Raw genomic sequence first — 26,571 nt, 5'->3', positions numbered from 1 at the left:
ACAAGATATTTCTCTAATAACTTCCCACTTCTTCCTTTCCAAATGACTGTCCCATGGATCGGAAGACTTTTCCTGCTGCTAATGCAATTACAATTGAGATAAAAGCTGCACCAAAAATAACGATATGCGGTGTCATTTTAAATTTTTCAAATAGAGCTCCATACATTGCCTGCCCAACCGGCTGCGAACACATAGCCAATGCCAGTACCCAGGAAATTACCTTTCCTAATAAATGTGCCGGAGTCTGCCCCTGAACAAAAGATAACATCTGCACGCTGAACATGGTAGACATACCCATCAATCCAAAACTGCTTATGGTAATAATGATATACGCAGCCATTGGGGTACAATCAATTAAAAACACAGCCCCCATAGGAATTAACAGTATCGCAGAACCTAAAAGCATCCATGAGGTCTGCTCCACCTTTAATTTTTTAGCCAGAACACCCGTCAGTATGCCGCCAAGTAACCCACCTGCTGCCAAAGCCCCCTGGGCATATCCATACATCTGGTCCGGCATCCCCAGAGTCTGTGTAATCATAACCGGCATGGAGACCATCACCATAGAACTCAGGAATAAATTAAACGCTGCCACAATCATGATACCTTTCATGATAATGGGGTTTTCTTTAACAATAAAAGTCATGCTTTCCTTAAAATCACTTTTCACTAATACCAGAATACTTGTCGCTTTTCTGGTCTTCACATTTGGAATACGTATAAAAATCTCCATTACCGCAGAGCAGAAAAAGCAAATACCGCCAATTGCCAAAATCGGGGTCAGTCCCCATAATCCAAATAATATTCCTCCTATAATAGGACCCAGTAAATTAGAAAGTGCGCTGACCTGATTGATCACGGCATTCGCCTGCAGTAAATGTTCTTCATCTGCCAGCAGGGGCATACTAGCCTGAACAGCAGGCTGATAAACCCCCTGTATTCCATAAAGAATCATTAATGTAATGATCAATAGTACAATCAGATTCAATCTCCCCATAGTAATTGAAAATATGGTTATGAGCGCTGCTGTGGCAAAATCCAGTACCACCATAATATTTCTTTTATTCACCCTGTCTGCAATCATCCCTCCAATAGGAGTTAACACAATCATTGGAATAAATGACAGTGCGCTGGCAAGCCCAAAATAAGCAGCAGATCCCGTTATATTCAGCAGGTAAAGTGGCAGTGCAAATCGAATAATTGCATTTCCAAAAAGGGAAATAATCTGTCCGATTACCACCAGTGTGAAATCCCGGTGGAATAAAGTTGTTTTTTGATTCATTCTAAATCCTCCTTAATTGATACCGACGTTTGGTATGTATGTTTTTAAAAATATACTGCCACTATATTACGTGACAGTAATTGAGTTGCTATCTTTTCTATGATAATTCTTTTGCTGTGTTCTCATCCATGATGCGTCGAAAGTATTGCAGTCTTTCAAGCATACTATCATCTAAAACGGGAATGCCTATACGCTCTCCTACATCTTTTAGAAATAAAAATTTATCATACAGTTCATTATCCGGAACCGGAAATACTGCCGGGTTCAACCAGATATTAGACAGGATTATCAGCATCTCCGCCAATTGTTTGGGATACTTCGTACAAATGGAACCGTCTTTAATTCCCTCATGCACCAGAGGCTCTATCACTTCTCTGCAAAAATTATTAATACTACCATACAGTTGTGCTGCCAAAAAGCGTGAGTTATGCATTAGATCCGGCGCCGACTTCAGTACCTTTTCCTGATTTGGATTTCCCAAAGAAACCCGAATCGTTTTCTGTATCTTCTGTAAACCATTTAATGATGAGTCTTCCATTATCGCATATACACTACTATACATCTCTGCAAACATACGCTCCATAACGGCTTCAATAATATCTTCTTTGGATTTAAAATGATGGTAGATGGCACCCTTGCTTAAATCCCCCAATTCATCTATTATTGCCTGAATTGTTGTACTATCGTATCCTTTTTCCACAAACAATCTGGTAGCCACATCTAAGATACGATTTACTGTAACTTCCGGATACTTATTTCTAGCCATACGCTCATCTCCTGTATACATACTATTGGTATGTATGTAGTATACAGGAACTTTTACGCATTGTCAATCATTATTCTGGTCTTCGATAACGTTACCTTCTGATCTGTATAATTTTTACTCTTTATTCTCTCTAAATCTCATTATCATTTCATTCGTCAGACTAATCGCGGTGTCGCAAACCGGTATATCTTCTCTGTTAAACCACTCTGCAAATTCCAGCTCATTCCGATCCAGCGTTATGTCTTTTGCGCCATCAAGGTCTGCATAAAATCCGAACAGCAATGTACTGGAAAAAGCCCAGGGCTGGCTTTTATAATATCTAATATTCTTTACTTTAAGCCCCACTTCTTCCATAACTTCCCGTTTTACTGTTTCTTCAATCGTCTCACCAACCTCTGCAAATCCCGCTATCAAAGCATATTTCTTATAATTCCGCCCGGAATATCTGGACATCAGAAGCTTATTTCCATCTACAATTCCTACAATTACTGCAGGTGAAAGTTTGGGATATTCCTGTAATCCGCATTCGCTGCAAAACATCATTCGTTCTTTATCATGATGTTTCATAGGTTTACCGCATCTGCCACAAAAACGTCTGGTTTGATACCAGCTGAATATTTGAAATGCGGTTATTCCTGCAAATGCCAGATATTGGGGCTGTGCAGTCCGGAATATTTCCACATTCGCCATGGTAAATCCTGTTCCAGGGGAATTTGCTATGTTATTTGCCAGATAAAAACTCTGGCTGTTGATTGAAAATAAATAAGTACATCCCTCCTGCAGATTCTCTTCCATCGATTCCAGGTCTTTTAACCTCGGAAAGACGATTTGGTCATCACTGATATTTATCAAAACTTCATTTCCATGAAAACAAAGCAGAAAACTATCCTTATTTGGCAAATCAGGGGTATACTGATTATCTAAAACATATGGTGCTATATCCTGAATCATTTATTCCTCCACCTTTCGTTTTGTTTTCTGCATTATATCAGGTTTAGAAAAAGCTTTCAATGCTTTTCAGAATCCGCCGCTTATATTCTTTTATTTTCTATATTTTTCAATCCACTTAACAGCAAAGTCCACCAGTTCTCTTTGCTTCATGATGCGAATATCCGCATTTCCCAGTTGTACCACCCTTACTTCGTTTTCCTCTTCAAAAGCTTCACCAATTTTTTGAAAATCCTCACCATCCACCGCCAGTGTCTCGTAAGTAACCCATTGTCTGATTCCGCCTTTATTGACTGCACTGCTCTGAACCTCACTATGCTTTCCCGGATAATCAGCTATTGCATCTGCCAGATGCAGCGATGTGTTCTTATCATATCCCACTCCAATCAGTAAAACTTCCCCGCCCAGCTGGTACAAGCGATCGATCGGGGATCCTGCACCAAAGATATTGGATAAATCGTGCTTTTCTATTAAAAACTCTGCATATCTTCCCACCGCTGTCACAGAACGCACCGGATGACTGCTGCGCTTTGCACCCGGCCATTTACGGAACATTTCTGCTACTGCCCCCATGTTATTGGAAGGGGTGATTTCAGGGTCATATGCAGGCCAGCATTTGCGTATGACAGGATACCACTTTCTTGGAAGATCCCCATGAACTCCTGTATCCGGATCCATGTTCTTCCAGCTCTGGGTTGGCATCATAATGGTTCCTTCCTCACCAACAGACTCTAACAGTGCTTCAATCACAACTTGTGCCCCTCCACATACAAATCCAAGACTGCTCAGCGAAGTGTGCACAAAAACGGCTGCTCCTTTTTTTATCCCTATTTCATGAAATCCTTCCATGAAATCTGCTTTTGTTAAAAATGCTCTGTTTTCATCATTATTCGTCATTTTGTTTCTCCTCGCATTATAAGTCGGCATTCTGGAAAGGAATTTTCCTTTCTTTCCAATACCTTTATCCTATCACGCATTTTCTGAAAAACAAAAGGTTAACCGCGTAACCAAAGCCAATTCTTTCAAGATATTTTTGTACAATTTAACGAAAGCCACATTATATTTTTTTTACACTCTGCCGTTCCACCAGCGTAACCGGTAAGATCCTTTCTTCCTGTATAATATTTCCTTTCATCATTGCCTCCAGTAAATCCATTGCCAAAGCCGCTTTCTCTTTTAAATCCTGCCGGATTGTAGTAAGCTTTGGTCTCACTATCTGTGCCGCCGACACATCATCAAACCCGGATACGGAAAAATCCTCCGGTATACGGTACCCATGATCCGTCAAATAACTCATAAATTCTATGGCATATACATCAGAAGCACAGAACGCCGCCGTATATTCTCCCAGTTGGGATAATAATTGTTCATAGACCTCTGGGCGTTTTCCGGCTTCCATTGGCAGCATTTTAAAATCACACATACCTCCGCCCCATTCCGTGATAGCCTTAACAAATCCACAGTATCTCTGGTGATCTGCGCACTCATCATTATCTGCCAGAAATAATATATTACGATGCCCCATATTCCACAGATACTCCCCCATCTGGTATCCACCGCTAAAGTTATCAATGCCGATATTCCCATAGCGATCTATTTTTTTCAGAAAACCGTCAATTACAACAAACGGAATTCTCATTCTGCTTCTCAGCTTCTCATACTCCTGTTCACAAAATCCCAGTAATAAAATCCCAGCCATATTCCAGATCGAAGAATATCGGACAATTTCCTCCAAATCATCTTCTTCCCGAAGCAGCATAAAATATCCCTTTGCCTGAATTTCCTTCAAAAGGTTGGAAACCACCGTACCGACAAATGGATCTTCAATCATTCTGCCTTCGTATTTACAGTCATCAGACAGTATCACCCCGATGATTCGCGCATCATTTTGCGCCATCAAAATAGATGCCATATTGGGAAAATACTGATTTTTCTCCAATACTTCCTGCACTTTTGCTACGGTAGTCTCGGAAATCTTTCTCGTCTTCCCGTGGATGACATTAGATACCGTGGCTGTGCTCACCCCCAGCTCATCTGCTATATCTTTAATCCGCACACGATATTCCTGCTTTTCTTCTTCAGCCATTATAATCCCCTTCTGTAATACTGTATATCACCATCTTTGATCAGCTGAAAGCCTGCTTTTTCAGCCAAAGCACGGGAACCCAGATTCTCTGATTTCGTTCTGATATAGACTTCCTCAAATCCCAAAAATGTCTTCCCATAATCCAGAACAGCTCTGACTGCTTCAAATGCATATCCCTGTTTCTGCCAGACGCTGCCAATCAGATATCCCAGTTCAATCATTCCTGCTCCTTCCAATTCCCCATTTTCAAATCCCACTCTGCCAATCATCTGACTGGAACTTTTTTCAACTACAGTCCACATACCATATCCATATAATGCATACATATGATCAAAATAGGATTCCAAAATCTCTCTTTCCTCATTAAGATCCTTCGGCAGTGCCGGTAAATACCTGGATATCTCCGGATCTTTGTATATCTCATATAATTCATACACATCTTCCGGTACAGTTTCCCGAATAAGTAAACGGGCTGTCTCCGTGATAACAGAAGCGATCTTATAGTGTCTGTTATAGACACTCATCAAGAAGTCGCTGCCCACTTCTTCCAGACCTTCTACCACCATATCAACCCCGTAAATACCGGCTGCACTTCCCAGTGCATCATAAAAAACGCAGGGAATTCCTGCGTTTTTCGCTTTTTTTCCATTGGCAGCTGAATTTGTGATCAGGATTACGGATTCCAGATCATAAGACATGTCAGATGCTGCAGTTATCACTTTCCATCCTTCCTTTTGCAGGCGATTGAAAAACTGGTTTATTTCTTCTATTATATTGTTGTTCTCTATGTTTTGATTGAATATAATGTCATTTATGATAATCATAGGGCTCCGATTAGGCTGTAATATATATTCTTATTGATGCAGCCTGAAAAGATTTAATTTTTTATTATGTTAAACTATTAAATAATTATTTGCAATATTTTTATTATATCATATTTAGTCCAAAAAATGCTGCAATATCCGCAATCTATATCAGCTTAGTAAACCACAAGAACAAAGGAATGCCCAATCACCCGGCATTCCTTTGTTCCCCACTATTCAATCTTCAATTTTATTCCAGTCATTCTATTGATATTCGCAAACATCAATCCACTTCATTAAGAATTCTTTTTCTGCTTCCACACCCTTTGTGAGGCGGGATGCAGCTACAATCGGAAGCCACTGCTCTACGTATTGTTTTGCAGTGTCACTCTTCCTGCAGAATAGATCCATGTAAAGCTTTGCTGCTTCATGATTTTGCAATGCGAAGCAGAGATAAGTATTGGCGGTATCGGCACTTGCGTTACCCTGGGTGGCATGTGCCCAGTCAACAATCGCAGCTGTTCCGCTTTCATCGATAATAATATTGCTCGGGTTAAAATCGCCATGACATACTTTGGTATGGGTAGGCATCCCCTGCAGGCGGGTGTTGAGTTCATAACGAACAGTTGCATCCAGACCTGCTGCAGTAATCTTACGAATCATCTTATCTTTTAACTTGTTTAATAAAGGTGCTTTTTTGCTGTGCATCTCAAGCTGAAGGTCAACAAATAAATTCATATATTCCTCAAGCCTTTCCGGATGCTCCTGCATCAACTGCTCTAATGTCTTACCTTGGACAAATTCAGATACGATCGCCCATTTTCCATCGACTTTCGTTACTTCCAGAACCTGCGGGATATTAAGTCCCGTTTCTTCTGCTCTTGCCTGATTTAATGCTTCATTTAAAATATTTGCTTTCGTGAAACTTGATTCAAATACCTTGACCGCCTTGCCGCCGTCTCTGTAAACCATTTTCTGGTCCCTTTTTGCAATAATCTGTAATTCTGACATTAGAAAATCCCCCTTTTCCATGTTGTTGGTTCTGCCAGGCAGACACTTGTAATGTACTAAGGAGGACTGCCTGGCAATTGATGTTTACAAACTGCCATTCAACCGTTCTTGGAATAAAACTGATCGTGGAAATTACGGCAGACTGTAGACTCAATCTGCCGTAATTCTTCATACTATAGCAAGGTATCCGACTGAACAGCTTATCTATAAACTATACCATATAGGAATCCTATTTGCCATAGTATGCAGCTAAATAAATTTCTTTGATTTCCTTCATAAGAGGATATCTTGGGTTAGCTCCTGTACACTGATCATCAAATGCCTGTTCAACCATGTCATCTAATGTATCCAGGAAGTATTTTTCATCTACGCCGTAATCAGCGATACATTTTTTAATACCGATTTTTTCTTTTAATTCTTCTAATGCTGTAATTAATTTTTCGAATGTGTCGTTGTCATCCTTGCCTACGATGCCTGCAAAGCGAGCTGCTTCCGCATATCTTTCTTTTGCATGCGGATACTGATACTGAGAGAATGTACCCATCTTTGTAGGAACGTCAACTGCGTTGAAACGCATAACTCTTGTAAGGATTAAAGCATTTGCAACACCATGTGGCAGGTGATGGAATGCACCTAATTTATGGGCAAGAGAGTGGTTGATTCCAAGGAATGCGTTAGCGAATGCCATACCTGCCATACAAGCAGCATCAGCCATTTTTTCTCTTGCGATCGGATCATTTGCTCCGTTTTCATATGCTGAAGGCAGATACTGGAATACATTTTTAATTGCTTTTAATGCAAGACCGTCTGTATAATCTGTAGCCATGATGGAAACGTATGCTTCTAATGCATGTGTCATTACGTCGATACCGGAAGCACTTGTTAAGCCTTTTGGCTGGTTCATCATGTTATCAGCATCAATGATAGCCATGTTAGGAAGCAGTTCATAGTCTGCTAACGGATATTTTACTCCGGATTTTTCATCTGTGATAATTGCAAATGGTGTAACCTCAGAACCTGTACCTGAAGATGTCGGGATAGCTACGAAGTAAGCTTTTTCGCCCATCTTAGGGAAGGTGTATACTCTCTTACGGATATCCATGAAGTCCATTGCCATTCTCATGAAGTCAGCTTCCGGATGTTCGTACATTACCCACATAATCTTAGCAGCATCCATTGCAGAACCACCGCCAAGTGCAATGATCGTATCCGGTTCGAATTCTGTCATTGCTTTTGCACCAGCCTGTGCACATGCAAGTGTTGGATCCGGAGCTACGTCGAAGAAGCAGGTATGCTGGATTCCCATAGCGTCTAATTTCTCTTCAATTGGTTTTACATAACCATTCTTATATAAGAAACTATCGGTTACGATAAAGCATTTTTTCTTATTCATGATTGTTCCCAGTTCATCAAGAGCAACCGGCATACAGCCTTTTTTGAAGTAAACTTTTTCAGGTGTTCTAAACCACAGCATATTTTCTCTCCTCTCAGCAACTGTCTTGATGTTGATTAAGTGTTTTACACCAACATTCTCGGAAATGGAGTTACCGCCCCAGGATCCGCATCCAAGTGTTAAAGATGGAGCCAGTTTGAAGTTGTATAAGTCACCGATACCACCCTGAGCTGCAGGAGTATTGATTAATACACGGCAGGTCTTCATAGCTGCTGCGTGTTTTTCCATTTTTTCTTTCTGTGCCGGATGGATGTACAGGGATGCTGTATGTCCGTATCCGCCGTCAGCTACTAACTGAGCTGCTTTTACAAGAGCTTCATCGAAGTCTTTTGCTTTATATAATGCCAGTACCGGAGATAATTTCTCATGTGCGAATTCTTCACTGATGTCTACAGATTCTACTTCACCGATCAGGATCTTGGTTGCTTCCGGAACTTCTACACCTGCAAGCTTTGCAATTGTATAAGCGGACTGTCCAACGATCTTAGCATTTAATGCGCCGTTGATGATGATTGTTTTACGAACCTTATCTAGTTCTTCGCCTTTTAAGAAATAGCATCCGCGGTCTGCGAATTCTTTCTTTACTGCGTCATAGATGCTTCCTACTGCTGTTACAGACTGCTCAGAAGCACAGATCATACCATTATCAAATGTCTTGGAATGGATGATGGAGTTTACTGCAAGTTTTACATCTGCTGTATCATCAATTACAACAGGGGTATTACCAGCGCCTACACCTAAAGCGGGTTTTCCTGAAGAGTATGCGGCTTTAACCATACCAGGGCCACCGGTTGCAAGGATGCAGTCTGCTGCTTTCATTACTTCATTTGTTAATTCAAGGGAAGGAACGTCGATCCATCCGATGATGCCTTCCGGTGCTCCTGCTTTTACTGCTGCATCTAAAACAATCTTAGCTGCTGCAATGGTACAGTCTTTTGCACGCGGATGCGGGCTGATGATGATGGCATTTCTGGTCTTCAGAGAAATTAAAGTCTTGAAGATTGCTGTTGAAGTCGGGTTTGTTGTCGGGATAACTGCTGCGATTAATCCTAACGGCTCTGCAATTTTCTTGATTCCAAATGCAGAATCCTCTTCAATCACGCCACAGGTCTTTGTACTTCTGTAAGCATTGTAGATATACTCTGCAGCATAGTGGTTTTTGATAACCTTATCTTCTACAATACCCATACCTGTTTCAGCAACTGCCTGTTTTGCCAGCGGAATACGCTGCATATTTGCTGCCATAGCAGCTTCAAAAAAGATCTTATCTACCTGTTCCTGTGTGAAAGTAGCAAATACCTTCTGCGCTTCGCGCATAGCAGCCAGTTTCGCATTCAATGCTTCAACACTGTCAATCACTTCAGGTACTACATTAACCGTGGTTTCTTTCTTAGCCATGTTTGTTCCTCCTTGAATAGGTGAATTTATAATTTGTTTTGGTTCATTTATTGACAATTTTTTAACAAGGTCATCATACTATACCGTTAAAATTTTGTCAATCCTTTTTTTAAAAAAACTACAAAGATTTTTTTACCATCTGAATACTCGTAAAATTCCACATTGTAACCTGCTCAAATTCGCTATAAATACAGATTTTCTCACAAAAAATCACATTCCAAAAGGACAGGACCCCTAATTATTAAATTTTTGTAAATTGACCTAGTATTTCCAAATAACAAAAAAATATTCCCCAGGTCCGGCGGTTTATTTCGTTAATAAAATGCCAAACTCTGAGGAATATTTATATGAAATTTGTTTTAGTTTGTTAAAAAATTAGCATTTCTCCGGTTCCGGATAATCAACACCAAAAGTATCTACTGTCATAGATTTAATCTTTTGCTCATCTAATGGACGGTCGCTGTAATCTGTATCTGTTTCTGCTATCTTATTTACAACATCCATACCCTCCGTAATTTTACCGAAAGCCGCATAAGATCCATCCAGATGAGGTGAATTCTTATGCATAATGAAGAACTGGGAACCTGCAGAGTTAGGGTCCATAGCTCTTGCCATGGAAAGAACACCCGGTGTATGTTTAAACTGGTTTGCAAAACCATTCTGTGAGAACTCTCCTTTAATACTATATCCCGGACCTCCCATACCATTTCCGTTAGGACATCCGCCCTGGATCATAAATCCATTGATTACACGGTGAAAAATAATTCCATCATAGAAACCTTTTTTTATAAGGCTGATAAAATTGTTTACACTGTTTGGTGCAATCTCCGGATATAATTCTGCTTTCATAACATCGCCATTTTCCATAGTAATGGTTACAATTGGATTCTGTGCCATAGTTTTATTCCTTTCATTAAATGTAATTCCCGCCATAAAGGAGGGCTGTGTTACAAACAGTTACTTTTTCCTGCCTGTACCAATAAATTATAATATGTAATCTTCAATGTTGCAAGGCATATTTACAGCATATCTCTACATAAAATCACAAAGAAACACTCCTTGCCCCCACCTCTTATCCATGCTATAATTATTTAATTATACACTACCGTGTTAACTTGTTAAGTCAAATATCCCGCCTAAGGCGACGGGGGATTTGAACCTCGTGGCAGTCGCCAAATGAACACGCAAGCGCGTCCGTCTGGCTTGTTGCTCACGGGAATAATTATCAGGAGGAAACCAACATGAATTTCTCAACGATCTTATCCGATGTTAACAGTTTTGTCTGGGGGCCTGTCATGCTGATACTGCTGGTCGGAACCGGCATTTTCATGACTATTCGCCTCAAATTTCTTCCCTGGCGCAACCTGGGTTACGCTCTGCGGTCCGTTTTTCAAAAAGCCGATCCGGATATGGATTCTAACAGTGGTGACATCTCACCTTTTCAATCTCTGATGACAGCTCTTGCTGCTACAATTGGTACAGGAAATATCGTTGGTGTTGCTACGGCTATGGTTATAGGTGGTCCCGGAGCTCTTGTCTGGATGTGGATCAGTGCTCTGTTTGGACTTTCTACCAAGTATGCAGAAAGCGTTCTCGCTGTAAAATACCGTGAAACCAATGTATTTGGTGAAATGGCAGGCGGCCCTATGTATGCCATGAAAAACGGTTTTCGCATCAAATGGATCGGCTCTGTTCTTGCCGCACTCTTTTCCGTCTTTGCGGTTGTGGCATCTTTTGGAATCGGCAACATGACCCAGGCGAATTCCATATCCCTTGCCCTGCATGATACCTTTGGCATTCCGCTCTCTGTAACGGGTGCAGTGATTATGATTCTGGCTCTGATCGTGCTTGTGGGAGGGATTAAAAGTATCGGTAAAGTATGCTCCCTGATTGTTCCTTTCATGGCCGTCCTCTACTTTATATGCGGTCTTATTGTCATAATTCTGAATTTTAAAAATCTTCCAGCCGGTATTGCACAGATCATACATATGGCTTTTTCACCGGACGCCATTGCCGGAGGGGTGGGCGGTACCATTATCGCCAGCATGCTTTCTGCAATGCGCTGGGGCGTCGCAAGAGGGGTATTTTCTAATGAAGCAGGGCTTGGATCTGCTCCAATCGCCGCTGCTGCCGCCAAAACGGATCATCCGTCCAGACAGGGTTATATCAACATGACAGGTACTTTCTTTGACACTTTGGTTGTCTGCTCCATTACCGGACTTGCAATCGCTTCCTCCGGTGTTCTTGGTACACTGGGTGTGGACGGAAAAGTAATCACCGGGGTAAACCTGACCATACAGGCTTTTTCTACCGCTCTTGGTGGTGCCGGGGGTTGGCTTGTCACCATCGGCATTACATTATTTGCTTTCTCCACCATTTTAGGCTGGGAATACTATGGTGAAAAATCTTTGGAATATCTGGTGAAGTCCCCAAAGATCACTTATCTTTACCGTATTATCTTCTGCCTGATCATTTTTGTCGGCGCTACTACTACTTTGCAGGTAGTATGGGATTTTTCAGATACAATGAACGGACTTATGGCAATTCCCAATCTGATCTGCCTGTTAGTATTGAATAAGACAGTTGCAAAAGAATGTTTTCATTTCCAGGATACAGTAATAACCCCGGATCGTAAAAAGAAGAAACGATTGAAGTAAAAAATGTAAAAAAGCCCATATCGCTGACGCACAATTACGTACAGCCATATGAGCTTTTTTTAAAATCCTAATTGTTTCCGGTATTTTCCCCATATACTTGCCTGAAAATACTCGTATGCTTTATCATAAATAAAAAGAACAATCTGTCCCAATACTACTGCTACCAGAAGAATCCATCCTGATATCTCCCCAGCAAACAGAAGCTTTGGAAAAAGAAACAGCATCGGTAAGAATAATACATTAAAAATGAGATATTTGAAAATCCAGAATATCCTGCGGCCTTTGGCATTTGGACATACTTTTCCAAGTTTCAGCCATACAAATTCAATCGCCAGAACATAGAGTCCCATAATCGCAAAAGTAAGGCAGTGCAGTTTATCCGGCGCTATCAGCAGGCCCAGAATGACTGCTCCTATGTAAAAGCCGGCGCCCAGCTTTAATCCGAATTCCCGGATCATAATTCCCACGAAAAACGAAGCTGCTCCCAGTAAAAACAACGTGTTAAACTGAAAGACACCGCTCAGCACCATAAGTACAATCGTAAGCGCCAGTAACAGGCCTGAAAATGCCATTTTTTTGCCACTTACATGCATGAACAAAGATCTCCTCCCATACATTCGCAAAGTGAATCTGCACACCACAGATCACAACAACAATTACCGGTCGTACATCCGCCGGCAGAACGCCCGTTCCCATAACTGTTAGACTGGTAACGCTGACCGCTCCACTGCAATTGATTAACCAGATTTCGGTACTCCTGGTTGTTTGGTTCCATACTGCATGCCTGCTGTGCCTGGTTCATCGCCTGCACATTATTGCCGATACCGGAATTAGCCACCGCACTGTAGTAATACCACTTCGCGGTACGATTCTGCATTCTTGATAACATATTCAATGCATCCTGATAATATCCCGAATTTATATAATTCGTTACAGACTTCATCTCATTGGAATCATCCTGGCTGCTTTGATATCCTCCGGCAGTATAACCGCCTGAACTATAGCCGCTTTCCCGTTCCTTCATAATCTGATCATAGGCTTCCTGAACTTCTTTAAACTTTTCTTCAGCCAGACCCGCCAGTGGATTATTCGAATAAGAATCAGGATGGTATTTCCTGCTCAAATCTCTGTATGCTCTCTTTACTTCATCATTGGTCGCATTGGATGAAATCCCCAATACGCTATATGGATCACTTACCATTTTTCTGTTCCTTTCCTTCTTTCATTTCTTTTTGTATTTTATCATATTTTGTCCATACTCCGACGTAGAGTATATTTTTCAGGATATCCACATCCCAAAGACAGGGCAGCAGCTCAAATTCTCTGCTGCACTCTCCCATCATCATATTAAGCATCTGCTCACAAACCGCTTCATAATTCTCTTTACCCTGTAATGGGATGAGAGGATTATAATTACCTTTTTCAATATCTTTTTTCACATCCTCATAGGCATCCATGATATATATAAATTTACCAAGGAAAAATCCCATTTTACGAAGTCTGTCTTCCCACTGGTCTTTCCTGTAAACCAGAAGTTCACCCATTAATTCGCCAAAGCTTCCGGCAACGGCATCCATATCCGTTATCTGCTTTTTTTCATATTCCTGAAGTTTTTTTAAACAGCGCTGTATGGTTTTACACTTATCCGGATATTTCGAAATGATGCTTTTTACGCTTTTGCCAAGCAGCTTACTGCCTGCAAGCCCAGCCATACTCTTTTCATCTTCCCAGTCATCTATAAAATGATAATAAGATAATATTACATTCATCTCTGCTGCATATTCTGTAAAGTCATTTTGCAGCATGTCCATTTTTTTAACCGGATGTACTACACAATGATATTTGCTGTTCTTCATTTTATGTTCGTACAGTGAAGTAAGCAGAATGACTACAAAAGTCATATCATAGGTCAGCGTCATTTGGCCGCGGAATCCGAAGTTCTCTTTTAGGGTTCTGCATAAACCGCAATAATATGCTTTATATTTATAATAATCTTTAACTTTTAACTCCGGTTTATAAATGGTAACATAGCCAAACATGTACAATCTCCTAATCTTTTTGCCTTCATAGGGGATTATACTATATTCGTTTCAAAAATACCAGTTAACTTTATATAAAATATTGGCCTTATCCCAGTATCTACTGCCAGCTGTCATTCTCCTGCGGCAAAGACTGATTCTCTATATCACCAGGCCCGCTGACATCCGGCTCCTGGTAATTTTCCTGCCCATCTGTTACTTCTGGCTGTTCATTTTCTTCGCCACCCTGCACTCCGGGCTGCTGGTAATCACCTGCTCCATCCTGCACTCCGGGCTGCTCATAAGCTCCACTCTCTGCTGTCCCCGGCTGTTGGTAACCTTCCTGCCCATCCTGTACTCCAGGCTGCTGATAGCTGCCGTCTCCTTGTACCTCCGGCTGTTCATAATTTCCTTGTCCATCTGTAGTGTTACCTGCATCCGTCTGTCCATAAGCTTTAGATCCCCGAACATTCCCTCCTGCATTCGTTGAACCAGTACCGGTAGGTGCATCAGCATGCTGAAACAGCTTTGCCAGCACTTCATGGGTATAAGGCTGATCCATGGGAATTGTAACATCCAGATTATCAATGCGTATGGGCACATTCCCTTCCATACAATAATAAATATCTACACTTTCCGGATTTTTTGGACTCGCATAAGTCTGAAGTGTTTTCTGGATACTGTCCAGTACGGCATACACCATACTTTGCGCATCGTAAACATGGAAGTTTTCCTTCTGGTTAGATGGTGGTCCCATAAAAACAGCGCTTTCTCCGGTAATGCACACCGTCATTCCGCCTTTTCCCGTGGTTATCTGATCAGCCAGAGATATATTCCATCCGGTCAGTGTTTCCATTGCTTTTACCAGGCTGTCGGGCGTGGCTTCCTCTGTCTCAGAATAGTCGTAACTCTGAAACTTACCATCTCCCGTAGATATGTATAATTTCACTCCTTCTGAATTCTGTGAATCACCGACAGCATTTGTCTGTGCTCCGCCGCCGCTTTCCGTTACTTTCATAATTTCAGAAGTACTGCTTTCTGCCGTTCCTTTTGCTGCATCTGCTTTGCCATCTTTCTGGCATCCTGCATTAAATCCCAATATACTGCATAGCAAAACTAGTAAAAGTACCTTTTTTCTCATATTTATTCCCATTGCATATTGCAGGTAAGGCTGCAATACTGCCACAATCAAACAGATTGAAAGAATCACATCGTGGCATCCTTTCTGCGTTATTTTCTTTCAACCCTTCTACTCCTCTTTCGGCAATACATTTCTTATGTATCCTGATTATATGCCAGTCGATCATGAAATTCAATAATATGGAATGAACGACTGTTATATTAATTATTTACAATCCTAATTCTTTTAGCGCCGCTTGTCAAACGCTTCTGCATAAAAGTAGATAAAATCTTTTTTCTCCTGTTTGTAGTTTAAACCATTACATTATGAAAAGAAAGTACTTTTATAAAATTAGTTCTCTATTTTTTCCTGTAAATTCATAAAATCAAAAAATGCTCCCTGTTTTTCTTTTAACTGATTGTAAGATCCTTTTTCTACAATCTCTCCATTTTTCATAAAAATTACCTGGTCGTACTGTTTCAGCAATTCTTCCTTCAGATTGTGGGTAATGGTAATCAGCGCCAGTTTTTCCTGGGCCAGAAGCCGGTTTTCCATATCATATGCCGTCTGCATATCTACCGCTGAGGTGCCTTCATCCAATATTAACAGGGGGGTTCTTCGGATCAGTGCTCTTGCTACTGCTACTCTTTGGCGCTGCCCCCCGGACAGGTGTATTCCATTTTCTCCAGCCGGAGTCTTTAGCCCATTTTCCATCTGGTCCAAAAATAAACTGATGCCGCTTCTGTCTATTACATCCTGCAGTTCTGTGCCGGAATACTCCCGCTCCAGGCAGATATTCTGGTAAATATCCGTATCAAATAAATATACATTCTGATGAATCATCGATACAATATTACTTAAATCCTTCCCATTCATATCCCTGATTTCACGTCCGTCAAACTGGATACTGCCACTATATCTGTCTGAATATCCGGTCAGCAATTTTACCAGCGTGGACTTTCCGCTCCCGCTTTCCCCAATAATGGCATATTTTTTGGCAGGTTCTATTTGCAGATCCACTTCGTTCAAAATATTTCTTTCCTCCTGGTATGAAAAACTAACTTTTTCTATGTTCAACAGACTTTTAAAAGAAGATCCGGATACCCCTTTGCTCACTGTTCCCAAAATCCTGCTATCCTGTGTGTCTTGTGTGTCTTGTGTGTCCTGTTCCTGGCTAAGCCGTGAGAGACGCTCTAACACAGGTTTCATTCCCGTAATTTTAGGTAAATTCTGCATAATCATCATTACCGGCGTTATAAATGTTCCGCTTAACTGGACAAGTGCCAAAAGGGTTCCTACCGTAGACCTGCCTGTCAAGACAAAATAGGCTGCTACAAAAACGATAATTACAGTGGAAAGCGCTGATAAAATACTGGCAAAACACTCATTAACCGCCAGCAGCCGGTCAGCCATAAACTTGCTCTCTGCAGTATCCCGGTTTTCCTTTTGGAATTCTTTTCGAATATAACCCTCAATGGCAAATCCCCGTATTACCTCATAACCGGACAAATAATCTTTACATTTTGCCGTAAACTCTGCTATTTTTTCTGAAAAATTGTTCTGCCTTACCTGAAGCGCTTTCCCAAAAAATGCAGGTATTAAAAACATTAACAGCATAAAGAAGATTAGAATCACCGTTACCAGCCAGCTTAAATAAAACAGAATTCCAAGAGTTGCTACAAACAAAACGACCATTTTAGCCAGGAGCTGAATTGGTACTAAATAATTTTCTTCCACAAGCTTCACATCGTTTACTATTGCTGACAGATAATCCGCGGTATTAACCTTATAGAAACCCTCCGGGTTCCTGCTCAGCAATCCCTGAAACGTCTTTTTTCTAAGACTCTTCGTTACATTCCGGATCAGAACCTTTCCACAGTAAGCTTCCAGAAAACCAAATCCGCCCAATATAAGAAGATAAATCATAGTAAATGTAAACAGACGCCAGAAAGTATTTACATCCTGCCCAATCGCCGCATCCACTATCTTTTGCAAAATAATTGATATAAATGCGGATGCTACTGAACTTAGTGCTCCAATGCCAATTACCAATGCAAGAATCCACTTATTTTCTTTTAAACATGCTTTCAAATCAGATACCTCTCTTTTTCGTTTATTGGAATGCATTGTTTTATATATTCTATATTCATCAAATACATTCGTCATTTACAGAATATATTACTATTTTATTTTTGTCAACTATATTTGATCATTGTCGAATATTTTTAAAGCAGGATCAGGATTTTTTATTGAACCTTTCGAATTTTGGGCAAAAAATCAACAGAAGTCTTAAGTCTGCAATAAAATACAGATTTAAGACCCCTGTTGATCTCAACTTTTTCCTATATAACGGAATTCTTACATTAGAGTGTGTTTGAAAATTGATTTCCTGCAGCTGTGCGTCACGGATTCCCTCATTTTTATAATAGCAGCTGCTTCAGATCCCCGATCAGATCCATAACTGCGTCTTCTTCCAGGCAGTAGTATACTTTGCCATTCTTTTTCTCAATATTCACCAACCCACAGGAAAATAATACATTCATATGATGGGACATGGTGGACGCTGATAATTTCATGGTTCCCGCCAGTTCCAGGTTGTACTTTTTGGATTCCTTTAAAATACACAGAATATCCAGTTTGCTCCTGTCACTCAGTGCCTTCAGCTTCATGATAACAGCGTCTTTTGCGGCATCCGTACTTTTTCCTCTCCTGGGCAGGAGCTCTAAGAATAATCCCTGATAACCATGGGAATATAAAATCAGCTGTATTGCCGGAGCCACCAGGGTAGGATAGACTACTGCCTGGGATAAAAAACTCGTAAACAGCCGGTCAAATCTCTCAACCTTGTGTGCTGCATAACGTTCCAGTAAGGTCTGTAAAGGTTTTTCCACTGATGCAAGCGCTTTCTCATACACAGGTATATTTTTACGGATTGCTTCCATGAGGTATTCCATCCAGAACCTGGGCCGGTGTAGAAATTTAAGTAAATGCCACTTTTTTCCTTCATCCATGTCCAGAGGTTCTAAAAACTCAATAATATCCAGCTCGTTTTTGATACAGGGAATTTTCTGTCTGGAAAGCTCTTCCGAATTAACTCCATCATCAATAATAATTGACATCAGAGTATCTCTAAGCTCTTTGTCTGTTACTCCATCCAGGGATTGGATCCATTCCTTGTTTTCTGTAACCGATACAATCAAAATGAGTATCCATTCCTGATCCTTATCCTTAAAAAAGAATTCTTCATTTTCCGTTTTCACGTAATGATCTTTAAAATATTTTTCATAACGTTCCAGGATTTTAAAATGCTTTTGATAAAATGCCTCACCATCAATCCCAATTTCATTCAATTCCTTTATTGTTTCATCTCTTGTCTCTTCACTTTGATAACAACTGCATAATAAGCCAAGTGTTTCAAATACCGGATCCAACTCATTTTTCATGATCATGCCCATAAAAAAATTCCTCCTGACTGCCTGCTATGATTTCATTTGCTATACCGGCTGTCTGCCAGTCTGCCTATTATAACAAATCTTTCCGCTCATAACAAGCGGAAGCGTGTCTTAAAAATCTATGCCGCAGCAATTTTAAGACACGCTTCCGAGGGTGTTTGAAAGTCTCAATATATAATTTAAATTTTTACATGCTGTTCCACATCTACTACGAATATGGTTGCTCCGCCGAACTCAACAGTCATTGGTACTGTGGCGTAGCTGATTGATTGTACGCCGCCGGATACATAAGGGGTGTTCACATTTACTTGCTTTCTGGTTGAGCACTCTTCTTTAATAATATCAATAACCTGCTCCACTTTATCATCTTCCGTTCCAATCAGCAGTGTCGTGTTCCCCCTGCGCAGGAATCCTCCGGTAGTGGCAAGTTTCGTCACAATAAAATTGCTCTTATTTAGTTTGTCAACTACAAATCCTCCGTCCTCGTCATGGACAATTGCAAATATCATTTTCATATTGGACACCTCCATCACTTTTTACATCTCGCAGATGTACTTTTCAATCATTTTACCGGAACTAACCGATTTTCCTTCTACAACCATCTTATCATAAATCACTTCTTTGTTGTTCATCAAAATAGTAAATATCCGCCATTCATTTTGAAAAGCGCAGATCGCATAGACATGATTGTGATAATAATCGTTCAGATACTGGAATAAGACATCTTCACTTTCATTCTCGCCTAAGGACAGCATTACAAGATGATAAGATCCCGCACATTTTTTCAGAATATCACTGTTATCCCAGTCCGTATGTTCCTCGTCATGAAGTATCACAATGACTCTGTCATTTTCTCTTCCAAGTTCGTGGATAATCATAATGTCTGCCTCCTGTTTTCATGCAAGATGGATGCTCTTTTATAATAAACGCTGCCGGGATCTTTTGCAACTAATTTATACTTTTTCATGACTTTTAACAGCTTTTCTGCCATCACCGGCTCCATTTCACAGAGAGGAAGGCGGCATTCCCCCACATCCCATCCCATGTAGTTGAGAGCCTGTTTCACTGGTATGGGATTCACGTCATAAAACAGCGCCTCAATCAGCTCCAGATACTCAATCTGCAATTCATCACTGGTTTCCGGATGATGGTTAAAAAAGCTTTCGCAAATATCATGGGCAACCTTAGGCATAATATTCGATAACACCGAAATTACTCCTTTTGCTCCAAGTGCCAGTGCTGATGTGATCTGATCATCATTGCCAGAATAAATATCCAGTCTGTCCTTACAGAGAGAAGAAATTTTAGCAATCTGGGAAAAGTTACCGCTGGCCTCTTTAACTGCTACAATCTTCTCATTTTCACATAAACGAAGATAAGTCTCCGGCTGAATATTCAACCCGGTCCTGGACGGAATATTATACAAAATTACCGGCAGATCAGACGCATCCGCAATTGCATTAAAATGGTAAACCAGTCCCTGCTGTGAAGTCTTATTATAATACGGCGTTACGTGAAGCAATGCATCTGCTCCTGCCTTTTCTGCCTGTCTGGAAAGTTCAACAGCATGTTCGGTACAATTGGAACCTGCCCCGGCGATGACTGGAACACGATGTCCCACACAAGATGCAATAAACCGGATAACTTCAAAGTGCTCTTTATCGCTTAGCGTTGACGCCTCTCCTGTTGTACCTGCAGCAACAATGGCATCCGTATGGTTTTTCAGTTGAAAATCAATCAGCTCTTCGAGCTTTTCAAAATAAACACTTCCATTTTCTTTGAACGGAGTGACCAATGCAACTCCTGCGCCTGTAAAAATTGTATGCTTCATATTCTTTACCTCTTTCATACATTTTATTTTAAAACTATCTGATTCGCTGTCAAACAGCTAAGTTAAATTTCCTACATCATAGCACAAAGCATATTAAAATGAGATACAGCATCTGCTTTTTTGCATTAAATTTACATAAAAGTCTTGTACTGCCTCTTATTTAATATGCAAAAAGAAGATGTATTTTATTATATTCATCTAAAGTAAGTCAGGAACTTTAAAAAAAGTGAAATTGAACGGTCATGGCAGCCGTTTCCTGCCTGATCGTCCAATCTCACTTTATATTACCCGATACAGCTTATATTATATTGTACTTTTATGACAAATGCAGCAAGGCTTCCGCCAAAGCCAGTATGGTCAGAGACTGCCCGTAAGCCATTGGTGCAATTAATATATTTTTGTAATGATCTGCATCATATCCCATTCCGGTTCCACCGGATACATTCAGCACGGTTCCATCCCGGTCGATATTTTTCAAAATTCCTTTCACGGCTTTCTGGGCACATTCCATATAGGAATCATCCAGAATTCCATAACGGATTCCTTTTAGGATTCCTGCTGCAATTGCCGCTGAACCGGACACCTCTTCATAGCTTGAAGGATCCAGAAGCACCGTATGCCACAAGCCGCTTTTACTCTGTACCTCTTTTAGCTTATGTACCTGCGCCTTATATGTATCTGTGATAAATTGTTTTACGCCAGCATTCATGGTTCCTTTGAACATATCAATATAATCCAGTATCCCCAGGGTAAACCAGCTGTTTCCACGACACCAGAAGATGCCCCCGAAATTATTTCTCTCATTAAAAGTCCACCCGTGGAAGAACAATCCGGTATCCTTATCACAGAGGTACTTTATATGCATCAGAACCTGATGTATGGATTCATCTATCCATTCCTGCTTTTTATATTTCTGACCCATTTTATTCAAGAATAATACTGTCATAAAAATAGTATCAATCCACATTTCATTTTCATTCAAACGAACACCCAGACGATCTCCGTTTGCACTGGTAACATGCTGAAAGCCTCCTTCCTTTGTCCGGGGAAGGCAGTTCATCAGCCAGTCAGCCCACTTCAGGCAGAGATCTTCAAATTCCGGATCATTATACTGCTCATTTAATTCTACCAGCGTTAGCAGCGGCGTAGTGGTATTGATATTTTTTGACGGAAGCCCCTGTTCTATATTTTCCTTAAACCAGTCATATAGAAACTTCTGATACTTTTCATTTTTCTCTGTCTTCATTATTTTTAACAGCCCGTACAGACCTACACCCTGAGGCCAGTCCCATTCCCGGATACCGAAATCTCTTTTGAAAAATCCAATTGATTCCCCACCATTTTCTTCCAGTTCCTTTGCATTATCGGGACCGTCCAGATTCAAAAGCTTATCAATTACCAGATCTAACTTATCTCTCAATTCTTTTTCGTTTATATTTTTCATTAAAATCCTCCATATATTTCAAACAGGCGCCAAGCGTGCAGAACCGGAACAAGGATTTTCTGGCACGTTGGGTCAGGCACTGGCTTTTTTAAGTTGTTTATTATATAATGTACTAAATATATCACACAGCCTGTCTTATGGACAGACCCCGCAGGTGGTTATATTCATATTTATTCCTTAAACAATTCCAAAGAAAAGGTGGTAATCCATGGAAAAAGTGGTCTATTATGCTGAAATGGAAGGAATCTCCCTGGAGCATATGGTGCGAAACGGTAAATTCGACATGCGTGTCAAACATTTTCACAATGAGTATGAAATTTTTTATATCTTAGAAGGCGAACGCCTCTTTTTCTTTAATAACCGTAATTATCTGGCATCCAAAGGTGATCTTATCCTTGTGGATACTAATCTTATACATATGACTAAATCTGTTACTGAGGAAGATCAGGGCCATAACCGGATTATTCTCTACATTGGTAAAGGGAAAATGCAGGAACTAAGTGAAAAATTCCCTGCCCTTGGCCTGGTTCGCTTCTTTCAGGATAACTATGGTGTATATCATCTGAATAAAGATCAGCAGTATCTGTTTATGCAGATGTACGAGCATCTGCAGACAGAATTCAGTAAAAAGCACCGAAACTACAAATATGCTATTGAACTGGAAATCCTCTCTTATTTTCTCAAACTGGTACGTGATATCTCACATAAGAACCAGGAAACTCCACAGTTTGGTAGTGAAAGCAAATACCGGACAGCTTACGCCGTTGCCGATTATCTCTCAGAGAACTGTCAGGAAACCATATCCCTGGAGGATTTGTCCAGTCATTTTTACTTAAGCAAATACTATATCTGCAGAGTTTTCAAAGAAGTAACCGGCTATACCATCAGTGAATATATCAATATCCACCGTATTAAAAAAGCAAAGCGCTATTTAGAGGAAACAGACATGAGCATCTCATCCATCGCACATGCCCTTGGTTATGAAAGCATCACCTATTTTGAAAAAATGTTTAAAACTTACATGACCATCTCTCCTCTGAAATATCGTAAAACATTAAATACAGTCACTCATACAAATATACCAACTAACCCATAAGCCCAAGAACAGACGGCAGCCAGGTACTGAGTGCGGGTATGAAAGTAACAAACAGCAAAGCGATCAGTATCGCACCAAAAAATGGCAGGAGTTTCTTCATAACATCTTCCACCTGGAGCTTTGCCACACTGCATCCTACGAACAATACACTTCCCACCGGGGGAGTTACGGTTCCAATGGATAAGTTCATTACAATCATAACGCCAAACTGAATGGGATCCATACCAAGATTCGTTGCTATCGGAAGAAAGATCGGCGTAAAAATCAACAGCGCCGGAGCCATATCCATAAAAGTACCTACTATTAACAAAATCAGGTTAATGATCAACAGGATGACAATTTTGTTATCGGAAATGCCAAGGAGCAGATTACTGATTGCCTGGGGCAGCCCCGTAAAGGAAAGTACAAAGGATAAAATGGATGATGCCCCGATGATCAGCATAACTACTGCTGTCATAACTCCGGTATCAACCAGAATAGCCGGTATCTCTTTTATTTTAATACTTTTATATACGAATACCGATAATAAAAATGCATACACCACCGCTATCCCGGATGCTTCTGTAGGAGTAAAGTATCCGGAGAGAATTCCGCCGATAATAATTACCACCAATAGTAAGCTTGGAATTGCATCCCAGATGGTTTTCAAAACCACAGATCCGGTAAGCTTCTCTCTTTTAATCACATATCCGTGTCTTTTCCCATAGAAAAATGCTACGATCATACATAGTCCTGCCCATAACAGACCCGGTATCCAGCCCGCCATAAATAAGGTAGCTACCGACGTACCACCGCTTGCTGCGGAGAATACTATAAATGCAGTAGTCGGAGGGATTAACTGTCCTACCGGAGCAGTTGCAATATTAACTGCTGCTGAAAACCCTTCATCATAACCCTGTTTCTTTTCCAGTGGATTCATAACACCGCCGATTGCAGTAGCCGCTGCAATACCGGAACCGGAAATGGATCCAAACATTGCGTTTCCGGCAATATTAGTCAGTGCCAGAGAACCCGGAACCTTACCCAGTACTAATAATGCCAGATTTATTAGTCTCTGTGCAATACCGCCGCTGCTCATCAAAAGACCTGCCAGGATGAAAAATGGCACTGCCAGCAGGGTAAAACTATCAATACCGCCAACTAATTTCTGTGCTGATATGAACATCCCGAATCCCGGGGATAAAAACATGATAATTGTCAAAAGCGCGGAAGCAATAATACTAAAAGATACGGGTGCACTCATTGCCAACAGAAAAAAGAACGTAATAACCAGAACAATAGCTGCCTGTAATTCCATACTATTTTACCTCCTTTAATTTTTTTACAAAGCTAATCATCCGGTTCACACTGTAAATAATCATTAGAACACCACTGATTGGTACACATGCATAATACAGCTGCATCGGAATCTGCATAGCCGGAGAAATCTGTCCTGCGGAGTTCATCGTTACCAGCCATCCTCCCGCGATCATAACAAACACACTCAGTACAATAATTAATACTTCAATTCCTATTTTGGTTAAAACATTATTTTTCGGCTGAAAACTCTTGGTAAGAATACCGATGGATAAATGCTTTTCTTTTCCGTAAGCATACGGAACTCCCAGCATCGTTACCCAGATTAATACATACCTTAGAAACTCTTCTGTGTATTTACTTGGATTTCCTAACAGAAATCTTGTAATTACCTGCCAGAAACAACCGATTACCATTACCGCAACCAGAACAGCAATCACAATTTCCAGAACTTTATTTAATACTTTCATCTTTGTACCCATTGCATAGTGCAGAACCACCTGCAATTTCCTTTCTATTTCTTTTTTTAACTCTGCTGTTTATTCCGCATATTTTTGAATATCCTCGTACAAAGTTTTATACGAATCTCCCTTTGCACAGAATGATTCCCGAATAGGATGTACGGCTTCAATCAATGCAGATTTATCAATATCCCTGTAAACGGTAACGCCATGTTCTTCTGCTTCTTGTATCGCTGCTTCCATCATTCCTGTGTAGAGACTTTTAAAATTCTCATTCGTACTTTTCAGGCTTTCTCTTAAGTAATTCTGCTGTTCCTCTGTCATACTGTTCCATTTTTTCGTACTGATTATATAAATATCCGGTGAATACTGATGCTCTGTGTAAGTATAGGATTTTACCAGATCCTGATGTCCGTCGACGGTCAGTGCCAGCTCTGTATTTTCCGCACCATCCACAATTCCCTGCTGAAGTGAAGTATAGGTCTCTCCTGCTGCCATCGGTACCGGTGAGCCTCCCATTTTTTCAATCATATCCATGGAAGTGGTACTTGGCATAGAACGTATCTTTTTCCCTTTAAGTACGGACGGATTATCACACTTCACATCTTCCTTAAGATAAAAATTTCTTGCACCATTTGCATAATAACCAATTGCTATGTATCCTTCTTCTTCTGTGGAAGTAAAAAGTTTTTGTACCTCTTCACTTTTTTCCATGGCGTCATAGTAATGCTGCTGCCCATTGAACAGATACGGTACTGCAAAGATTGAATACTCATCCTGGAACTGTCCCAGGGTGTTGGAACTGACTTTTGCCATGTCCAGAATTCCCGCTTTTACCATTTCGATGATTTCTTTTTCCGTTCCGAGAACACCGCTTGGATAAATCTTAACTTCCATTTCTTTAGAATCATCTTCTGCAACTATGTCAGAGAGCAATGCAATGGAATCTGCAATCTCAGATCCTGCCGACTGGTTATGCGCCAGCCTGATCTCCACTTTTCCGCTGGAATTCGCACTTACTACTTTAAAAAATGTAACTGCTACAATAACAATTCCTATCAAGCCAACTGCAATTCCGAGTGTTTTCTTAATGCTTTTCATGTATTTCTTCTCCTTCTTCATCGTGAATATATACAAATTTTTGATCTATTTTTTAGTAATGTTGCATAAATTCTCGATATTTTTTTCAGCACTATTACAGCACTTCTTATAGTTGCATTATAACATAGTTAAAAGGCTCTTTCTTCTTTTATGTTGCAGTCCTTTGTACTTTTTCAAACTATATTGCACCATTTTTTTGTTGAAATTTGATTATATTTATGTTTTTTTGTATTTTCCGTTTTATCCGGGCAGAAAAAAGGAACCTCTGACTAAAGAGATTCCTTCTGTTTCATTTATCTCATTGCATAATTGCAGATTTGTGTGCCATGCTGGCTTCTTTCAATCTTT

Annotated in this window: 24 protein-coding genes; 2 read left to right on the top strand and 22 right to left on the bottom strand. The window is 40.4% G+C overall.

Features of this window, described 5'->3' with window-relative positions; translation table 11 throughout:
* Positions 1–13: 13 nt before the first annotated feature.
* From CD03_RS0127025 to CD03_RS0126980, 9 genes are all read right to left on the bottom strand, one after another.
* Positions 14–1,282, bottom strand: coding sequence for an MFS transporter (locus tag CD03_RS0127025; protein ID WP_027296297.1), 1,269 nt, complete (start codon positions 1,280–1,282; stop codon positions 14–16).
* A gap of 97 nt (positions 1,283–1,379) precedes the next feature.
* Complete coding sequence (locus CD03_RS0127020; protein ID WP_044289698.1) at positions 1,380–2,048, bottom strand: TetR/AcrR family transcriptional regulator; 669 nt, start codon at positions 2,046–2,048, stop codon at positions 1,380–1,382.
* Positions 2,049–2,162: 114 nt separating this feature from the next.
* A complete protein-coding gene (nudC, locus tag CD03_RS0127015; RefSeq protein ID WP_027296295.1) occupies positions 2,163–2,999 on the bottom strand; it encodes an NAD(+) diphosphatase in 837 nt (278 codons plus the stop codon).
* Between the two features lie 90 nt (positions 3,000–3,089).
* Positions 3,090–3,893, bottom strand: coding sequence for an aminoglycoside N(3)-acetyltransferase (locus CD03_RS0127010; protein WP_027296294.1), 804 nt, complete (start codon positions 3,891–3,893; stop codon positions 3,090–3,092).
* 160 nt (positions 3,894–4,053) lie between these two features.
* Complete coding sequence (locus CD03_RS0127005) at positions 4,054–5,082, bottom strand: LacI family DNA-binding transcriptional regulator (RefSeq protein WP_027296293.1); 1,029 nt, start codon at positions 5,080–5,082, stop codon at positions 4,054–4,056.
* Positions 5,082–5,906, bottom strand: coding sequence for a GNAT family N-acetyltransferase (locus tag CD03_RS34995; RefSeq protein ID WP_052377998.1), 825 nt, complete (start codon positions 5,904–5,906; stop codon positions 5,082–5,084). The genes CD03_RS0127005 and CD03_RS34995 overlap by 1 nt, the downstream gene beginning before the upstream one ends.
* Before the next feature lie 243 nt (positions 5,907–6,149).
* Positions 6,150–6,896, bottom strand: coding sequence for a phosphotransferase family protein (locus tag CD03_RS0126995; RefSeq protein WP_027296292.1), 747 nt, complete (start codon positions 6,894–6,896; stop codon positions 6,150–6,152).
* Positions 6,897–7,125: 229 nt separating this feature from the next.
* Entirely contained in the window at positions 7,126–9,747 is a 2,622-nt protein-coding gene (adhE, locus tag CD03_RS0126985) for a bifunctional acetaldehyde-CoA/alcohol dehydrogenase (protein WP_027296291.1), read from the bottom strand.
* 375 nt (positions 9,748–10,122) lie between these two features.
* The gene (locus CD03_RS0126980) at positions 10,123–10,644 is read right to left on the bottom strand and encodes a peptidylprolyl isomerase (RefSeq protein ID WP_027296290.1); all 522 of its coding nucleotides are present in this window, start codon (positions 10,642–10,644) and stop codon (positions 10,123–10,125) included.
* Between the two features lie 344 nt (positions 10,645–10,988).
* Between CD03_RS0126980 and CD03_RS0126975 the strand changes: the two genes are divergently transcribed.
* A complete protein-coding gene (locus tag CD03_RS0126975) occupies positions 10,989–12,404 on the top strand; it encodes an alanine/glycine:cation symporter family protein (protein WP_027296289.1) in 1,416 nt (471 codons plus the stop codon).
* Positions 12,405–12,463: 59 nt separating this feature from the next.
* Here the strand turns inward: CD03_RS0126975 and CD03_RS0126970 are convergent, their stop codons facing one another.
* From CD03_RS0126970 to CD03_RS0126925, 10 genes are all read right to left on the bottom strand, one after another.
* Complete coding sequence (locus tag CD03_RS0126970; protein WP_027296288.1) at positions 12,464–12,997, bottom strand: hypothetical protein; 534 nt, start codon at positions 12,995–12,997, stop codon at positions 12,464–12,466.
* Positions 12,988–13,605, bottom strand: coding sequence for a J domain-containing protein (locus CD03_RS0126965; protein ID WP_027296287.1), 618 nt, complete (start codon positions 13,603–13,605; stop codon positions 12,988–12,990). The genes CD03_RS0126970 and CD03_RS0126965 overlap by 10 nt, the downstream gene beginning before the upstream one ends.
* Positions 13,595–14,443: a DUF5685 family protein gene (locus CD03_RS0126960; protein ID WP_027296286.1), complete on the bottom strand. Its 849-nt coding sequence runs from the start codon at positions 14,441–14,443 to the stop codon at positions 13,595–13,597. Before CD03_RS0126960 ends, CD03_RS0126965 begins: the two co-directional genes overlap by 11 nt.
* A 100-nt stretch (positions 14,444–14,543) precedes the next feature.
* The gene (locus CD03_RS0126955) at positions 14,544–15,608 is read right to left on the bottom strand and encodes a hypothetical protein (RefSeq protein ID WP_156043043.1); all 1,065 of its coding nucleotides are present in this window, start codon (positions 15,606–15,608) and stop codon (positions 14,544–14,546) included.
* 285 nt (positions 15,609–15,893) lie between these two features.
* The gene (locus CD03_RS0126950) at positions 15,894–17,633 is read right to left on the bottom strand and encodes an ABC transporter ATP-binding protein (RefSeq protein WP_027296284.1); all 1,740 of its coding nucleotides are present in this window, start codon (positions 17,631–17,633) and stop codon (positions 15,894–15,896) included.
* Between the two features lie 329 nt (positions 17,634–17,962).
* Entirely contained in the window at positions 17,963–18,997 is a 1,035-nt protein-coding gene (locus CD03_RS0126945; protein ID WP_027296283.1) for an ArsR/SmtB family transcription factor, read from the bottom strand.
* 176 nt (positions 18,998–19,173) lie between these two features.
* On the bottom strand, positions 19,174–19,509 hold the full coding sequence (locus tag CD03_RS0126940; RefSeq protein WP_027296282.1) for a cyclic-di-AMP receptor: 336 nt from the start codon (positions 19,507–19,509) through the stop codon (positions 19,174–19,176).
* Positions 19,510–19,530: 21 nt separating this feature from the next.
* Positions 19,531–19,872: a hypothetical protein gene (locus tag CD03_RS0126935; protein ID WP_027296281.1), complete on the bottom strand. Its 342-nt coding sequence runs from the start codon at positions 19,870–19,872 to the stop codon at positions 19,531–19,533.
* The gene (gene dapA, locus CD03_RS0126930; protein ID WP_027296280.1) at positions 19,869–20,825 is read right to left on the bottom strand and encodes a 4-hydroxy-tetrahydrodipicolinate synthase; all 957 of its coding nucleotides are present in this window, start codon (positions 20,823–20,825) and stop codon (positions 19,869–19,871) included. Before dapA ends, CD03_RS0126935 begins: the two co-directional genes overlap by 4 nt.
* A 316-nt stretch (positions 20,826–21,141) precedes the next feature.
* Complete coding sequence (locus CD03_RS0126925; RefSeq protein WP_027296279.1) at positions 21,142–22,269, bottom strand: glycoside hydrolase family 88/105 protein; 1,128 nt, start codon at positions 22,267–22,269, stop codon at positions 21,142–21,144.
* 208 nt (positions 22,270–22,477) lie between these two features.
* Here CD03_RS0126925 and CD03_RS0126920 point away from each other — a divergent pair, with 208 nt between their 5' ends.
* Positions 22,478–23,365, top strand: coding sequence for an AraC family transcriptional regulator (locus CD03_RS0126920; protein WP_027296278.1), 888 nt, complete (start codon positions 22,478–22,480; stop codon positions 23,363–23,365).
* Here CD03_RS0126920 and CD03_RS0126915 read toward each other — a convergent pair.
* From CD03_RS0126915 to dctP, 3 genes are all read right to left on the bottom strand, one after another.
* Positions 23,355–24,662 carry a TRAP transporter large permease gene (locus CD03_RS0126915; protein WP_027296277.1) on the bottom strand — a complete coding sequence of 436 codons (1,308 nt, stop codon included), beginning with the start codon at positions 24,660–24,662 and terminating at the stop codon, positions 23,355–23,357. The genes CD03_RS0126920 and CD03_RS0126915 overlap by 11 nt on opposite strands.
* A 1-nt stretch (position 24,663) precedes the next feature.
* Positions 24,664–25,131, bottom strand: coding sequence for a TRAP transporter small permease (locus tag CD03_RS0126910; protein ID WP_027296276.1), 468 nt, complete (start codon positions 25,129–25,131; stop codon positions 24,664–24,666).
* Positions 25,132–25,200: 69 nt separating this feature from the next.
* Complete coding sequence (gene dctP / locus CD03_RS0126905) at positions 25,201–26,223, bottom strand: TRAP transporter substrate-binding protein DctP (RefSeq protein ID WP_027296275.1); 1,023 nt, start codon at positions 26,221–26,223, stop codon at positions 25,201–25,203.
* Between the last annotated feature and the right edge of the window lie 348 nt (positions 26,224–26,571).

Origin of the sequence: Robinsoniella sp. KNHs210, from assembly GCF_000686105.1 — a bacterium.
Lineage (GTDB): Bacteria > Bacillota > Clostridia > Lachnospirales > Lachnospiraceae > Robinsoniella > Robinsoniella peoriensis.
This window is presented reverse-complemented; position numbering and strand designations above follow the sequence as displayed.